Source organism: Nonomuraea sp. NPDC059007 (assembly GCF_042740555.1).
Taxonomy (GTDB): domain Bacteria; phylum Actinomycetota; class Actinomycetes; order Streptosporangiales; family Streptosporangiaceae; genus Nonomuraea.
Map to the genome: position 1 here is coordinate 40,980 of NZ_JBHYJD010000038.1, position 15,094 is coordinate 56,073.

The window sequence follows — 15,094 nt, forward strand, 5'->3', positions numbered from 1 at the left end:
TGGGCGCCCATGTGGACCCGGGACTTCCGTCTCTTCTTCGTGGCCAGGACGGTCTCCATGGCCGGATTCGCCATGATGCCCGTGGCCACCGCCCTGGGCATGCGGCAGGCGGGCCACGGAGCCACCGGCGTGGGCCTGGCGCTGGCCGCGACCTCGGCGCCGATGGTCGCGCTGATCCTGTTCGGCGGCGTCCTGATGGACCGTTTCACACCTCGCCGGATGATGATCGGCGCCGACGTCGCCAGGATCGCCACCCAGGCGACCACCGCGGTCCTGTTCATGACCGGCAGGCCCGCCCTGTGGCAGATCCTCGTCCTGTCGGCGGTCAACGGCGTCGCCACCGCCATGTACAGCCCCGGAGTCGCCGGAACCATCCCCAGGATCACCGCCGACATCCAGAAGGCCAACGCCGCGCTCCGCGTCTCCGAGTCGATCATGATGCTGGCCGGGCCCGGCCTGGCCGGCGCGCTGGTCGGGCTGGCCGGCGTCGGCACCGTGTTCGCGCTGGACGCCGCCGGGTTCGCCGCCAGCGCTATCTGCCTGCTTCTCATGCGGGTCAGGGTGGCCCGCGCCGAAGCCGCCCGGCCGATGCTCCACCAGCTCAGGGAGGGCTGGCAGGAGTTCCGCTCGCGCACCTGGATGTGGAGCGTCATCCTGATGTGGATGATCTTCGGCATCACCCTGTTCGGCCCGCTCATCCCGCTCGGCTCAGAACTCATCACCGGCGCGTACGGCGAGGCCGCCTACGGCCTGGTCCTGTCCGCGGGCGGCGCGGGCACCATCGTCGGCGGCCTGGTCGCCATGCGGGTGCGCCCCGCCCGCCCGCTGGCCGCCGGCGCGACCGGCATGCTCCTGTTCGCCCTCGAACCGCTCACCATCGCCCTCGGCGCCCCGCTTCCCGTGATGATGACCGGGCACCTGCTCGGCGGCGCCGCCTGGGGCCTCTGGTCGGTCATGTGGGCCACCAGCATCCAGACCAACATCCCCGGAGAGGCGCTCAACCGGGTCAGCGCCTACGAGATCGGCGGCTCGGTCATGGCCATGCCCATAGGCAACGCCATCGCCGGGCCGGTGGCGGGCTTCGTGGGGGCGGAGAGCGTGCTCGGGTTCTCGGCCGTCATCGCGGTGTCGGGATGTCTGGTGCTGCTGGCCGTACCGGCTGTCCGGGGGGTACGGCTGGCCGCCCCCCGGCCGGTCGAGGCCGACGCCGTGTGAAGGGCGCGTGACCCTCTCTTTACGATGGGCCGGGTGACGATCCGTCGCGGAATTCCCCCGCTGCTCGTCCTTCTCGCTCTGACCGGCTGTTCGGCTGACGCGCCGCCCGCCGTACAGCTCGCGGAAGTAAGGCGCGCGCCCGTCACCGAGGTCGTCGAGGCCCCGGCCACGATCGGCGCGCGCGCCACCGCCACCCTGCGCTCACCCGCGCAGGGCACCGTCGCCAAGCTGTACGTCAGCGACGGCGACCACGTGAAGAAGGGCCAGATCCTGGCCAAGATCCGCTCCCCGCAGGCCGAGGACCAGCTCAAGCAGGCCAAGAAGGCCGCCAAGCCGGCCCGTACGCCGTCGATCGGGATGCCGCGGATCCAGCTCGCCGCCTTCGACACCTCCGCACTCGACCGCAAGGTCGGCGCGCACTTCACCAAGGCCGCCCGCGAGGCCAGGAAGATCGACGACCCGCGGGCGCGCGAGCAGGTGCTGGCCGCGGTGAGCCTGGCGCGTACCCAGTACCGGGCCCAGTCGAAGGCGCTGGCCGGCATCACCGCGCAACTCGGACGGACCATCTCCCAAGTGCTCGCGCAGACCGCCGGCGGCCTCAGTGCCTCGATGTCCTCGCTGCGGGCGGCCTCGCTGACCCAGGCCAGGGTCGCGGTCAAGGCCGCCGAGGGGACCGTCAAGGCGCTCACGATCAAGGCCCCGTTCACGGGCGTCGTCACGCTCGGCCGCGCCTCGGGGGAGAGCGGCGCCGCCACGCCGGGCCTGAGCGGCCTGCTCAGCCAGCTGCCCGGCGGCGGCCAGCCACTCCCGAACCTGCCCTCCAACGGCGCCGGGACCGCCGTCGCCGCCGGGGTCCCCGTCTCGGCCGGCGACTCGATCATCACCGTCACGGACATCTCCAAGCTCACGATCTCCGCCGACATCGACGAGACCGACATCCTCCTCGTGAAGGAGGACGCCAAGGCCGAGGTCGAACTCGACGCCGTCCCCGGCGCCACCTACACCGCCGGGGTCGCCGGAATCGGCGTCACCCCCATGCAGTCCAGCACCGGCGGCGTCAGCTACCCCGTACGTCTCAGTCTGGGCGCCGGAACCTTCGACGACGGCACCAAGGCGCCCGTCCCCAAACCGGGCATGAGCGCCGTGGCCCGCCTGATCGTCCGCGAGTCGCCCGAGGCCGTCTCGGTGCCCGCCTCGGCGATCGTCAGCAGCGGGCGGGAGAGCGTCGTATGGGCCGCCGCCGGCGGCGTGGCGCAGCGGCGCGTGGTCAAGCTCGGGGCGCAGGGGGAGGCGGTGGTCGAGGTACTGAGCGGGCTGTCGGTGGGCGAGCGCGTGGTGGTGAAGGGCGCTGACTCCGTACGGCAGGGCCAGCAACTGCCATGACCTCCACAGAGCCGGCGCTGGAGGCCGTCGACCTCACGCGGCGCTACCAGCTCGAAGGCGTGTCCGTCGAGGCGCTGCGGGGCGTCACGCTCCGGATCGACCAGGGGGAGTTCGCCGCCATCATCGGCCCGTCGGGCTCCGGCAAGTCGACGCTCATGCACCTGCTCGGCTGCCTCGACCGTCCGTCGTCCGGGCAACTGCGCGTGAACGGCGTGGAGATGTCCGGCCTGTCCGACACCGAGCTGGCCGAGCTGCGCAACCAGACCATCGGCTTCGTCTTCCAGTCGTTCCACCTGCTGGCCAGGACGTCGGCGTTGGAGAACGTGGCGCTGCCGCTGGTGTACCGGGGCATGGGCAAGGCGGAGCGGCGCGACCGCGCGCGGGCCGCGCTGGAGGCCGTCGGCCTGGCCCACCGCCTCGACCACCGCCCGTCCCAGATGTCCGGCGGCGAACAGCAGCGGGTCGCGATCGCCAGAGCCCTGGTCGGCGAGCCCAAGGTCCTGCTGGCCGACGAGCCCACCGGCAACCTCGACACCCGCAACGGGGCCGAGGTCATGGCCATGCTCGACCGCCTGAACGCCGACAGCGGAGTCGCCATCGTCCTCGTCACCCACGAACCCGACATCGCCGCCCACGCCCGCCGCCAGATCCACGTCCGCGACGGCCTCATAGAACTGGACACCGCCACAGACCACCTCCCCGAGTTACTCCCCAGAAGCCCCCACCCCACGGATGCTCACCCCACAGTTGATCGCCCCAAGGTCACACACCCCGAGCCCGCCCATCCCGGGGGTGATCACCCCACAGTTGCTCACCCCGACCCCGCTCACCCCGACCCCGCTCACCCCGAGGCCGCTCACCCCGAGGGTGGCGGTGATCCTGAGGGCGGTCACTCCGAGGTTGACCACTCTGGGGGCGGCGCATCTTCCAGGACCCGGGCCTATGGGTTCGGTTCCGGGGACCGTTCGTGGGAGGAGGGCCGGTGAGGGGGCGTGAGGCGTTCGGGATGGCGCTGGAGGCGCTGCGGGTCAACCGGATGCGCAGCCTGCTGACCATGCTCGGCGTGATCATCGGCGTGCTGTCGGTCGTGATCCTCGTCTCGGTGGGCACCGGTGCGAAGGACACCGTCGAGCGGGAGATCTCCGGCCTGGGCAGCAACATCATCCTGATCGTCCCCGGACGCCTGAACGTCGGCGCCGCCCCCACCCAGAGCCGGTTGGACCTGACCGACGTGGCGTACGTGCGCCGCGTGGTGGGGGATCCGGGCAAGGTGACCGTGTCCCTGCAGTCCGGCGAGACGGTACGCGTGGGCAGAGCCGAGGTGTTCTCCACCATTGTCGGCACCGACGAGAACCTGCCCAAGATCTTCGCCCGCCCCCTGGACAAAGGCCGCTACCTCAGCGAAACCGACGTCGACACCCGCCGCCGCGTCACGGTCCTGGGCTCGGAGGTGGCGAACAAGCTCTTCGGCGACATAGACCCGATCGGCCGCCAGGTCTCGATCTCCGGCGCCCGCTTCCGGGTAGTGGGCGTGTACGCCCAGCTGGGTTCCGCCTTCGGAGTGGCCAGGGACCAGGAAATCCACATGCCGGTCACCACGGCGCAGCGCCTGCTCGGCATCCCCCGCATCAACGGCATGGCGGTCGGCGCCGGCGGCCCCGACGAAATCGAGCCACTCCAGCAGAAGGTCGTGGACGCGCTGGTCGACCGCTATCCGGGAGAACACTTCTCGGCGGTGACCCAGACCCAGCTCCTGGGCACCATCGGCACCGTGATCAGCATGCTCACCGGCGTACTGGCGGCCATCGCCGGCATCTCACTCCTGGTGGGCGGGGTTGGTGTGTCCAACATCATGCTGGTGAGCGTCCGCGAACGCACCCGGGAAATCGGCCTCCGCAAAGCCCTGGGCGCCCGGCAAGGCGACATCCTGCGCCAGTTCCTGATCGAAGCAGTCCTCCTGACCACGATCGGCGGCCTGATCGGCATAGCCCTGGGAGTAGGCGGCGCCATGGCCATCGCCACCTTCACCCCCGTCCCGGCCTCGATAACCTGGTGGTCGGTGGCACTGGCCTTCGGCGTCTCGGCCGCGGTGGGCGTCTTCTTCGGAGTGGCCCCGGCCCGCCGAGCCGGCAAACTCGACCCCGTAGTAGCCCTCCGCGCCGAGTAGACCACCCCACCACGCCAGCCTCACCCACCACGCCAGCCTCACCCCCGCCCCGCTGGCCTCACCCCTGCGGACCGCTCGCTCCGCTCACCCGAGCGGCTCTCTCCGCTTGCCCGGCTGCGCGGGGCAAGCCGCGCGGGTTGTCCGCCCGCCCAGGGGTGTTGCCGCGCCGGCCTCACCTCTGCGGGAGGGTCGCACTGCTCAGCCGAGCGGGTCGCTCGGCTCGCCCCGCCTGCGCGGGGCTGCGCGGGACTGCGCCGCGCGGGTCGTCCGCCCGCCCAGGGGTGTTGCCGCGCCGACCTCACCCCAGCGGGCCGCTCGCTCCGCTCACCCGAGCGGCTCACTCGGCTCGCCCCGCCTGCGCGGGGCTGCGCCGCGCGGGTCGCCCGCCCGCCCGCCCGGGCCGCCCTGCCCGTAGGGGATCGGCCACTCCCGTCGGGTGTCCCACCGGCTTGCGCATGCGGGTCCATCGCCGGTTCGTGTAGGCGGGGTTGGCTCGCTGGTCCCTGAGCGCGTCCGGCCTGAGCAGCGGGTGTGCGAAGGGCTGGTTTGCGCTGTCTGGCCGGGGTTGCGGGTGTGCGAAGGGGCTGGTCTGCGGGTGGGCGAAATGGATGGGCGGTGGTTAGGCGTCGCGGCGGTGGAGGAGGGCGGTGCCGGCTGTCAGGATGACGGCCACCCAGATCAGGTACACCGCGAAGCCGGTCCACGGCGGGAGGCCGGCGGCTCGGGGTTCGACCATGGTGAGTTGGAGGCCGGCGTTGGAGGTGAAGTGCTTGGTGACGATCTCCCCGAGCTGCCCCGGCAGCACGGTGGTCAGCTGGGGCAGGACCAGGGTCAGGGTGATGACCGCGACGATGGCGCCGGGGGTGTGGCGGATCAGGGAGCCCAGGGCCAGGCCGAACAGGCCGCTCGCCGCCAGGTAGAGGCCGGCACCGGTTACCGCGCGCAGCACCTCCGGGGCGGTGATCGAGGTGTCGAGGTCCTTGATGGCCAGGACGCCCTGGCTGACGAAGAAGGCGGTGTACGCGGTCGTCAACCCCACGACCAGCGCGACGATGGTGAAGACGACGGCCTTGCCGTACAGGAAGGTCAGGCGTTGCGGTACGGCCTGCAGCGACGTCCTGATCATCCCGGTGCGGTATTCGCCCGAGATGACCAGCACCCCCAGCGTCGCCATGGCGATGGCGCCGAACGGCAGGGCGACCAGCGCGGTCATCACCGCCTGCGCCGCGGTGCCGGTGGCGCCGGCCGGGGCGTTGGACACGGCGGCCCAGGAGATGAGCCCGCCGAGGCCGACCATCATCACGAAGCCCGCGATCAGCGTCCACACCGTGGAGCGCAGCGAGCGCAGCTTGGTCCATTCGGAGCGCATCACGTCGATCATGAGGTGTACTCCAGGCTGTCCTTGGTCAGCTCCATGTAGGCCGCCTCCAGCGTGGGCTGGACGAAGGTCAGCTCTTCCAGCGGCAGGCCGGCGCGTGCGGTGAGCGTGCCGATCTCCAGGGGCTGCATGCCGGTCACCCGCAGGTGGTCGTGGTGGAGTTCGCCCACGTTGAGGAGCTGGGCGACCTCGGCCAGGCGCGGCGAGCGTACCTTGACGAAGCCCTGGGAGCTGCGGCCGATGAAGTCGGCCACGCTGGTGTCGGCGATCAGCTCGCCCTTGCCGATCACGATGAGGTGGTCGGCCGTCTGGGCCATCTCGCTCATCAGGTGGCTGGAGACGAAGACCGTGCGGCCCTCCGCGGCCAGTTTGCGCATGAAGGTACGGATCCACAGGATGCCATCCGGGTCGAGCCCGTTGACCGGTTCGTCGAACAGCAGGATCTCCGGGTCGCCGAGCAGCGCCGCGGCGATGCCGAGCCGCTGTGACATGCCCAGTGAGAACCCGCCGATCCGCCGCTTGGCCACCTGGCTGAGGCCGACGCTCTCCAGGACCTGCTCGACCCGCGCGGCGGGCAGTCCGTTGCTCTGGGCGATGGCCAGCAGGTGGTTGCGCGCGCTGCGCCCGCCGTGCACCGCCTTGGCGTCGAGGAGCGCGCCGATCTTGCGGAGCGGGTGCTTGAGCTTCTGGTACGGCAGGCCGTCCACCACCACGGAGCCCCCGCTGGGATGGTCGAGCCCGAGGATCATGCGCATCGTGGTCGACTTGCCCGCCCCGTTGGGGCCGAGGAAGCCGGTCACCTGGCCGGGCTCCACGGTGAACGAAAGGCCGGAGACCGCGGTGGTCTGCCCATAGCGTTTGGTCAGGCCCGTGGCCTTGATGGAGGTCATGGATTCAAGGGTGCCGGGGAGATCGGCGGGGGGCTTCCTGCCGGAGGACCGTTCGGGTCGGCGGGAGGTAGGAGCCTGCTCCTACTCCCCGGGGCTGACCAGGCCCGCCTCGTAGGCGAGGATGACGGCCTGCGCCCGGTCGCGTACCCCCGTCTTGCCGAACAGGCTCGTCACGTGGTTCTTGATCGTGGACGGCGAGACGCTCAGCCGGTCGGCGATCTCGGAGTTGGAGCGGCCCTTGGCGATGAGCACGAGCACCTCGCGTTCGCGGTCGGTCAGCTCGGGCAGCGCGGCGGGCTCCCGGCGGGGGCGGGCGGCGCGGACGAACGTGCCGATCAGCCGGGTGAGCAGCCGGGGCGCGACGGCGGACTCGCCGCGGTGGACGACGCGTACGCCCTCGACGAGCTCCTCGGGCGAGATGTCCTTGGGCAGGAATCCGCCGGCGCCGGCGCGGAGGGCGGCGACGACGTTCTCGTCGAGGTCGAAGGTGCTGAGCGCGAGGACCCTCGTCGCCGGGAGCTCGGCGGAGATCAGCCCGGTGGCGGTCACGCCGTCCATGACGGGCATGTGCAGGTCCATGAGCACGACGTCGGGCCGGAGCTCGCGGGTACGCGCGAGCGCCTCCTGGCCGTCGCCCGCCTCGGCGACGACCTCGATGTCGGGCTGGGCGTTCAGCATGAGCTTGAAGCCCGTGCGCACGAGCGCCTGGTCGTCGACCAGCAACACCCTGATCATGTGGTCTCCAGCGGCAGCAGCGCGTACACCCGGAACCCCCCTCGCGCGCGGGGCCCGGTCTCCAGGCGACCGCCACACAGTGCCACACGTTCGGCCATGCCGCCCAATCCGAACCCGGACCCGCCGCCCACGGTCCTGACCGGCGAGCCGTCGTCGAGCACCTCGACCTCGACGGCCCGGCTGAGGTAGGCGACCCTGACGCCGGCCCGCGAGCCGGGGGCGTGCTTGCGGGAGTTGGTGAGCGCCTCCTGGACGACCCGGTAGACCGCGTGGTCGACGGCGGTGGGCAGCGGCACCGGCTCGCCGTCCACGCGCAGCGAGGCGTTGCCCGACTGTTCGACCAGCTCCGGCAGGCGGGAGGCGCCCACGCCGGTGGCGGCGTCCGGGCCGTCGGCGGTGTCGGCCCGCAGGACCTGCAGCAACTGGCGCATCTCCGACAGCGCCTGGCGGGCGCTGCTCTCGGCGGCCTCCAGGGCCTCGCGGGCCGGGACCGACTCGGGCGGCAGCACCGTGCGGGCGCCGCCGACGAGCGCGTTGATCACGCTCAGGTGGTGGGCGACGACGTCGTGGAGCTCGCGGGCGATACGGCGCCGCTCGCCGTGGATCGCCTCGTCGCGCATCTCCCGCTGCCTGCGCTCCTTCAGCTCGCGGCGCAGCCGTACGAACTGGCCCAGGCCGAGCCCCAGGAACGGGCCGGCGAAACCGGTCAAGGTGGGCGCGATGGCGGAGGCGGCCATGGCGGGGTCGTACTGGGTGATCAGGCCCGAGATCGAGTAGGCCGTGCCCGCGGCCAGCCCGGTGAGCAGCACGCTCTTGCCGGCGCGATGGCGGCCCACGGTGTAGAGCGCGATCAGCGACGTGATCCCGAGGAAGACGCCGGACTCGATGAGGACCGGGACCGCGGCGTCCAGCCCGAGCACGAACCCGGCCACCGTGAGGGGGTAACGCCGCCGCCACACCAGCGGCAGGACGCTGACCAGCAGCAGAAGCGGCGCGACCCGGTCGACCTGCGGGAGCGAGTACGCCACCCCCACCGCGAACAGGCTGCCGATCACGAGCGGGGAGACCAGCGCGACGTCCTGGACCCACGGGTTGCGCGCGAAGCGGTGCAGCCGGGGGAAGCGCATGCCGCGGAGGATACCTCGCGATTTCCGGATCATGACGATGGGCGGTGGCGTGCGCCTGCGGTAACGTCGGCGAAAGGCTAGGAGGGAGACTCATGTCTGGTGCGGCGAGGGTGATCTGGGACGATGCCCTGACCTCCTACGACTTCGGCCCTGATCATCCGCTGGCGCCCGTCAGGGTCGAACTGACGATGGCGCTCGCCCGCGACCTGGGCGTGCTGGAGCGGGTCGAGCTCGCGGGCTGCGCCCCGGCCACCGACGACGAGCTGGCGCTGGTGCACAAGCGCGGCTACATCGAGGCGGTCAAGCGCGTCTCGGTCGCTGGCCTGCCCGACGTCTCCGCCGGGCTGGGCACCTCGGACAACCCGGCCTTCGCGGGGGTGCACGAGGCCTCCGCGCTGATCGCCGGCGCCACCCTGGCCGCCGCCCGCGCGGTCTTCGACGGTACGGCGGAGCACGCGCTCAACGTCGCCGGCGGCCTGCACCACGCCATGGCGGCCACGGCCAGCGGCTTCTGCGTCTACAACGACCCGGCCGTGGCGATCGCCTGGCTGCTGTCCAAGGGCGTCAAGAAGATCGCCTACGTCGACGTGGACGTGCATCACGGCGACGGCGTGCAGGCGATGTTCTACGACGACCCGCGGGTCCTGACGATCAGCCTGCACGAGAGCCCGCGCACGTTGTTCCCCGGCACCGGCTGGCCGGAGGAGACCGGCGCGGAGGGCAGCGCGGTGAACGTGGCGCTGCCGGCCGGCTGTGGCGACGGCGGCTGGCTGCGCGCCTTCGACGCGGTGGTGCCGCCGCTGCTGGGCGAGTTCAGGCCGGAGGTCCTGGTGACGCAGCACGGCTGCGACAGCCACGCCCTGGACCCGCTGGCCAACCTGATGCTCAGCCTGGACGGCCAGCGCGCGGCGTACGAGGCCCTGCACCGGCTGGCGCACGAGACGGCGGGCGGCAAGTGGATCGCGACGGGGGGCGGCGGCTACGAGCTGGTCCAGGTGGTGCCCCGGGCCTGGACGCACCTCATGGCCGAGGCGTCGGGCAGCCCGGTCGACCCGGCGACCAGGACACCCGAGTCCTGGCAGCGTTTCGTCCGCGAGCGCACCGGTGAGACACCCCCGCTGACCATGACGGACGGCCGGAGCCCGGAATTTCGTGACCTTTCCGGTGGTTATGATCCTGCGGATCCCATCGACCGTGCGATCATGGCGACGCGTAACGCGGTGTTCCCTCTGCACGGCATCGACCCGCTGCCCTAGGAGAGCTGTGCAGACCCGCGACGAACTCCGCGAGCACCTGGTTCGCACGCGCATCGCCGGCGACGTCGCGACCCCTCGCGAGAACAACCTCGACCACTACAGCACCCTGGCCAACCGCGACCCGCACTACACGCTGGGCCTGACCGTCTCGCAGCCGTGGTCCTACCGCGACATCCTGGAACTCATGGCCAAGTCCGCGGGCGTGGTGGCCGACGCCAAGCACCGTTCCGGGCAGGACACCATCGATCCCGAGCGGACGATCGACGCTCTGGACGCCATGGCCGACCGGATCGCCGCCGCGCTGTCGCGGCCCTCGCCCCGGCTGCTGTTCGCCACGGGGCATCCGACGGGGCTGCTGGCCGTACACCTGCCGCTGGCGCGGTTCGCGGCCGAGCGCGGCGCGCGGCTGCTGACGCCCGCCGAGGGCTGGACCTACTGGGGCCAGGGCTTCGGCCGCAAGCGCAAGATCCGCTACCTGCAGGACGTCGCGATGCTCGACGACCGCGGCGGATTCGTGCACAGCCACGACCCCGCGCCGATGGTCGCGATGATCGCGGAGATGGGCGAGGAGCGCCCCGACCTGGTCGTCGCCGACCACGGATGGGCCGGCGCGGCGGGCGAGGCGGGCATCCCGACCGTGGGTTTCGCCGACAGCAACGACCCCGCCCTGTTCGTGGGCGAGGCCGAGGGCAAGATCGATGTGGTCGTCCCCCTCGATGACAACGTGCTTCCGCGCTATTACACACCGTTGACGGACCATCTGGTCACACGGGTCTCACGAGCCCTTTGAGTCGAATTCGGTCATCCCCATACCGTCTTTTCGCGCCTGCATTCCAAGAGGCTCGTCGTCCCTTTGCCAACTTTTGATGGGCCTGGGGCGACTCTTATGTGTACGAAGTTGGACAGTTCCAACGTCCTGGCGAGGTGCTCTGCCCGGCTGCTGGCCAGCGACTTTGCTGGTTTGGCTGACAGGTGGCTCCGCGAGCTGAGAAAATAGGGGGTTTGCGCACTCGGAGTCCCGACTTACGCTGACGGCAGTACACGTGCGTGAGCAATGGCACCAGTGGGGATAACCCGGAAACACGTGCGGAAGAGGCGTCCGATGGGTGCAGGCGAAAGACCTCTCAGCGAGGTGAAGTTCCTGACGGTGGCAGAAGTGGCCACGGTCATGCGAGTGTCCAAGATGACGGTGTACCGGCTGGTGCACTCGGGCGAACTGCCGGCCATTCGCGTCGGCCGCTCGTTCAGGGTGCCTGAGCAGGCGGTACACGACTATCTGCGAGAGGCCTACATCGAGGCCGGATGAGAGTTGGAGTAGCGGCGCGTTCGTACTCTCGCCGTGAATACACGCCGTGGGACAGGGCCCGGTCGCACGAACGCGGCCGGGCTCCCACCCCCGAGGGGCGATCTACCACCGATCGCCGGTAGTCTGTGAGCCGGCGTGCGCTCGCACGTCGATTCAGACTTGCTATCAGTTAACTGGGGGTCCCGTGGGCTCTGTGATCAAGAAGCGCCGCAAGCGGATGGCCAAGAAGAAGCACCGCAAGCTGCTCAAGAAGACGCGCATCCAGCGGCGTAACAAGAAGTAGTAGACGCTGTTGTGAGGCGCTGATGACCCGCACCGTGCTCGTCACCGGGGTCTCGCGCCACATCGGCGCCCGGGTGGCGAGCGTCCTGGCGGCCGACCCGGACATCAGCCGCGTCATCGGAGTCGACACCGTCCCGCCCTTGTCGCCGGCGCTTCCCTCGCTGACGCGAGACGGCGGCGGCTCCCTCGGCCGGACGGAGTTCGTCCGGGTGGATCTGCGCAGCCCCGACATCGCCCAGGTGATCGCGGCCGCGGACATCGACACCGTTGTGCATATGAGCCTGGTCAGCGCTCCTTCGCGGAGCACGGGCCGGGCGCTGATGAAAGAGCACAACGTCATCGGCACCATGCAGCTGCTCGGTGCCTGCCAGCGGTCGGCGACCGTGCGCCGCGTGGTGGTCCGTTCCACCACCGCGGTCTACGGCTCGTCGCCGAAGGATCCGGCGGTCTTCGACGAGGACGTGGAGCCGCACGACGGCCCCGGTCACGGCTATGCCAAGGACGCGGCCGAGGTCGAGGGCTACGTGCGCGGGTTCGCCCGCCGGCGTCCCGACGTGACCGTCTCCATGCTGCGCTTCGCCAACTTCATGGGTCCCGGCGTCGACTCGCCGGTCACCCGCTATTTCGCCCAGCCGGTCCTGCCGACGGTGTTCGGCTTCGACCCTCGCCTGCAGTTCGTCCATGAGGACGACGCGGTCGAGGTGCTGCGGCGGATGGCCACGGAAGACCACCCCGGCACGTACAACGTGGCCGGGGCGGGCGTGCTTCTGCTCTCACAGTGTGTACGCCGCGCCGGCCGGCTCTCGCTGCCACTCTTCTCACCCGCCTTCCGCGTGATGGGCGAGATGGCCAGGCGCGCCGGGCTGGTCGAGTTCTCACCCGAGCAACTCCGGCTGATGAGCCACGGCAGGGCCGTCGACCCCGCCAAGCTCGCCGCCGAGCTCGGCTGGAAGCCCAAGTTCACCACCGCGGCGGCCTTCGACGACTTTCTCCGCTCGCGCGGGCTTGGAGCCATGCTGACATGAGCGAGCCCGATCGGCTGGCCGAGATCCTGGCCTTCCTGCGCAGGCGGCTCAACGGAGAGTACGAGGTCGACGAGTTCGGCTACGACCCCGAGCTGACCGACAAGGTCCTGCTCGAACTCCTGCGGCCGATCTACCACCGCTGGTTCCGGGTGGAGACCGTCGGCGTCAAGAACGTTCCCGAGGACGGCGGCGCCCTCGTCGTGGCCAACCACTCCGGCACGCTGCCCGTCGACGCGCTCATGACCCAGGTCGCGTTGCACGACGAGGCCGGGCGGGCGCTGCGCCTGCTCGGCGCCGACCTCGTCTACCAGCTCCCGGTGCTCGGCCACCTGTCGCGCAAGTCCGGCCACACGCTGGCCTGCCGCGAGGACGCCGACCGCATGCTGCGCAAGGGCGAGCTGGTCGGGGTCTTCCCCGAGGGCTACAAGGGGCTCGGCAAGCCGTACGCCGACCGGTACAAGCTCCAGCGCTTCGGCAGGGGCGGCTTCGTCGCCTCCGCGATCCGGGCCGGGGTGCCGATCGTGCCCACCGCGATCGTGGGCGCCGAGGAGATCTACCCCAAGCTCGGCGACATGAAGACGCTGGCCAGGGCGCTCGGCCTGCCGTACCTGCCGATCACCCCGCTCTTCCCGTGGCTGGGGCCGCTGGGGTTGTTGCCGCTGCCGTCCAAGTGGATGATCGAGTTCGGCGAGCCCATCCGCACCGACGAGTACGAGCCGGGCGCGGCCGACGACCCGATGCTCGTGTTCAACCTCACCGACCACGTGCGCGAGGTCATCCAGCAGATGCTCAACGAGCTGCGCCTGAGAAGAGGTCACGCCTTCGTCTGAGAAGGCTGCAACCGATCAGGCCCGGCGGGTGTTCACGAGGCGTAAACCAAGAAAGGAACCCTCGTGGACCTGCAGCTTTCCGGCCGTGTGGCCGTTGTCACCGGCGCTTCCAAGGGCATCGGCCTGGCCGTCGCCCGCACTCTTGCCGAGGAGGGCGCCCATGTCGTGGCGGCCTCGCGTACCCGCACCTCGGAGCTTCCGCCCGAGGTCGTGCACGTGCCCGTGGACCTCATGGACCCGCAGGCGCCCGCGCACGTGATCGCCACCGCCGCCGAGCGGTTCGGCGGGCTCGACATCCTGGTCAACAACGCCGGAGGGCCGCCGCCCGGCGTGACCCTGCCGCGCTTCGGCTTCCTCTCGCCCGGGGACGACGACTGGCGGGCGATGTTCGAGTTCAACCTCTACTCGGCGGTGCGGGCGATGCGCGCGGCCGTACCTCTGATGCTGGAGCGCGGCGGCGGCTCGATCGTCAACGTCTCCTCGGGCGGCGCGCGGCAGCCCGCGCCGATGAACGTCGACTACAACGCCGCCAAGGCGGCGCTGAACTCGGTGGGCAAGGCCCTGTCCGAGGAGTACGGCCCGCAGGGCATCCGGGTCAACACCGTCTCGCCCGGCCCGACCCTGACCGCCTGGTGGACCAAGGAGGGCGGCGCGGCCGAGGTGCTGGCCGGGGCGACCGGCGGCGACACCGCGACCGTCATCGAGCGGACCGCACCTGAGATGATGCGGCTGGCCACCGGACGCCTGGTGGAGCCGCAGGAGATCGCCGACGCCGTCGCGCTGCTGGTCTCGCCGCGCTCCGCGAGCACGACCGGCGCCGACTTCGTGATCGACGGAGGCTTCCTCAAGGAGCTGTGAACCGGATGGGCGGGTTGCGGCAAGACATCCCTGACTGATTCCCCCACAGAAGGGCGGAGATGATCACGCAACCCGCCACCAGGGCCGCTGACGCCGAGCTCGTCAGCGCGTCCTGGACCGATCCGGAGGCGTTCGCCGAACTGTTCGACCGCTACTCCGGCATGCTCTACAGGTACGTCGTGAAGCGGCTGGGCCCCGAGCCCGCCGAGGACCTGGTGGGCGAGACGTTTCTGGTGGCCTTCTCCCGCAGGAGGAGCTACGACACGGGCTACTCCGACGCCCGGCCCTGGTTGTTCGGAATCCTGACCAAACTCATCTCGCGCCACCACCGCGGCGAGGCGGCCCGCTACCGCGCCATGCAGCGCGCGCCGCTCGACGGCGACGTGGAGTCCCCGGCCGACCGCGTGGCGGCCGGGGTCACCGCGCAGGCGGCCAGGCCCGAGCTGGCCGCGGCCCTGGCCGGCCTGCCCGCCAAGGACCGCGACGTCCTGCTGCTCATCGCGTGGGGCGATCTGACCTACGACGAGGTCGCACGGGCGCTCGACATCCCGATCGGCACCGTGCGCTCCCGCCTCAACCGGGGCAGGCGGAAGGTACGCGCGGCCCTCGGCGACACCAACCCGATGATCGAGGAGGAGTGAC

The 15,094-nt window shown here is 71.0% G+C and carries 16 protein-coding genes; 12 read left to right on the forward strand and 4 right to left on the reverse strand.

All coding sequences use genetic code 11. From position 1 onward, the window contains the following. The first annotated feature begins 9 nt into the window (after positions 1–9). Genes ACFWY5_RS42255 through ACFWY5_RS42270 form a run of 4 tightly spaced genes read left to right on the forward strand, consistent with a single transcriptional unit; the run spans position 10 to position 4,765 of the window. A complete protein-coding gene (locus ACFWY5_RS42255; protein ID WP_379638206.1) occupies positions 10–1,215 on the forward strand; it encodes an MFS transporter in 1,206 nt (401 codons plus the stop codon). A gap of 33 nt (positions 1,216–1,248) precedes the next feature. After that, positions 1,249–2,598, forward strand: coding sequence for an efflux RND transporter periplasmic adaptor subunit (locus tag ACFWY5_RS42260; RefSeq protein ID WP_379638207.1), 1,350 nt, complete (start codon positions 1,249–1,251; stop codon positions 2,596–2,598). Then, positions 2,595–3,584 (forward strand): ABC transporter ATP-binding protein, encoded by a 990-nt coding sequence (locus ACFWY5_RS42265; RefSeq protein ID WP_379638208.1) that lies wholly within the window; start codon positions 2,595–2,597, stop codon positions 3,582–3,584. The genes ACFWY5_RS42260 and ACFWY5_RS42265 overlap by 4 nt, the downstream gene beginning before the upstream one ends. Next, positions 3,581–4,765: an ABC transporter permease gene (locus ACFWY5_RS42270; protein WP_379638209.1), complete on the forward strand. Its 1,185-nt coding sequence runs from the start codon at positions 3,581–3,583 to the stop codon at positions 4,763–4,765. The genes ACFWY5_RS42265 and ACFWY5_RS42270 overlap by 4 nt, the downstream gene beginning before the upstream one ends. 619 nt (positions 4,766–5,384) lie before the next feature. On the opposite strand, the gene ACFWY5_RS42275 is transcribed toward ACFWY5_RS42270, so the two are convergent. From ACFWY5_RS42275 to ACFWY5_RS42290, 4 genes are all read right to left on the reverse strand, one after another. Further along, positions 5,385–6,146: an ABC transporter permease gene (locus ACFWY5_RS42275; RefSeq protein WP_379611390.1), complete on the reverse strand. Its 762-nt coding sequence runs from the start codon at positions 6,144–6,146 to the stop codon at positions 5,385–5,387. Beyond that, positions 6,143–7,033 carry an ABC transporter ATP-binding protein gene (locus tag ACFWY5_RS42280; protein WP_379611391.1) on the reverse strand — a complete coding sequence of 297 codons (891 nt, stop codon included), beginning with the start codon at positions 7,031–7,033 and terminating at the stop codon, positions 6,143–6,145. Before ACFWY5_RS42280 ends, ACFWY5_RS42275 begins: the two co-directional genes overlap by 4 nt. 81 nt (positions 7,034–7,114) lie before the next feature. Beyond that, positions 7,115–7,768 carry a response regulator gene (locus ACFWY5_RS42285; protein WP_379611392.1) on the reverse strand — a complete coding sequence of 218 codons (654 nt, stop codon included), beginning with the start codon at positions 7,766–7,768 and terminating at the stop codon, positions 7,115–7,117. Further along, entirely contained in the window at positions 7,765–8,895 is a 1,131-nt protein-coding gene (locus tag ACFWY5_RS42290; protein WP_379638210.1) for a sensor histidine kinase, read from the reverse strand. The genes ACFWY5_RS42285 and ACFWY5_RS42290 overlap by 4 nt, the downstream gene beginning before the upstream one ends. A gap of 92 nt (positions 8,896–8,987) precedes the next feature. Here ACFWY5_RS42290 and ACFWY5_RS42295 point away from each other — a divergent pair, with 92 nt between their 5' ends. The 8 genes from ACFWY5_RS42295 to ACFWY5_RS42330 all read left to right on the forward strand — a co-directional run bounded on the left by ACFWY5_RS42295 (position 8,988) and on the right by ACFWY5_RS42330 (position 15,093). Beyond that, entirely contained in the window at positions 8,988–10,151 is a 1,164-nt protein-coding gene (locus ACFWY5_RS42295) for an acetoin utilization protein AcuC (protein WP_379638211.1), read from the forward strand. 7 nt (positions 10,152–10,158) lie between these two features. Beyond that, a complete protein-coding gene (locus ACFWY5_RS42300) occupies positions 10,159–10,941 on the forward strand; it encodes a phosphatase (protein ID WP_379638212.1) in 783 nt (260 codons plus the stop codon). 312 nt (positions 10,942–11,253) lie between these two features. Next, positions 11,254–11,457: a helix-turn-helix domain-containing protein gene (locus ACFWY5_RS42305; RefSeq protein ID WP_026214222.1), complete on the forward strand. Its 204-nt coding sequence runs from the start codon at positions 11,254–11,256 to the stop codon at positions 11,455–11,457. 184 nt (positions 11,458–11,641) lie between these two features. Further along, positions 11,642–11,740 carry a 30S ribosomal protein bS22 gene (locus ACFWY5_RS42310; RefSeq protein WP_018654693.1) on the forward strand — a complete coding sequence of 33 codons (99 nt, stop codon included), beginning with the start codon at positions 11,642–11,644 and terminating at the stop codon, positions 11,738–11,740. Between the two features lie 22 nt (positions 11,741–11,762). After that, entirely contained in the window at positions 11,763–12,764 is a 1,002-nt protein-coding gene (locus tag ACFWY5_RS42315) for an NAD-dependent epimerase/dehydratase family protein (protein WP_379611396.1), read from the forward strand. After that, positions 12,761–13,594 (forward strand): lysophospholipid acyltransferase family protein, encoded by an 834-nt coding sequence (locus ACFWY5_RS42320; RefSeq protein WP_379638213.1) that lies wholly within the window; start codon positions 12,761–12,763, stop codon positions 13,592–13,594. The genes ACFWY5_RS42315 and ACFWY5_RS42320 overlap by 4 nt, the downstream gene beginning before the upstream one ends. 63 nt (positions 13,595–13,657) lie before the next feature. Next, positions 13,658–14,452 carry an SDR family NAD(P)-dependent oxidoreductase gene (locus tag ACFWY5_RS42325; protein WP_379611398.1) on the forward strand — a complete coding sequence of 265 codons (795 nt, stop codon included), beginning with the start codon at positions 13,658–13,660 and terminating at the stop codon, positions 14,450–14,452. 59 nt (positions 14,453–14,511) lie between these two features. Beyond that, positions 14,512–15,093, forward strand: coding sequence for an RNA polymerase sigma factor (locus tag ACFWY5_RS42330; protein WP_379611399.1), 582 nt, complete (start codon positions 14,512–14,514; stop codon positions 15,091–15,093). The last annotated feature ends 1 nt before the right edge of the window (position 15,094 follow it).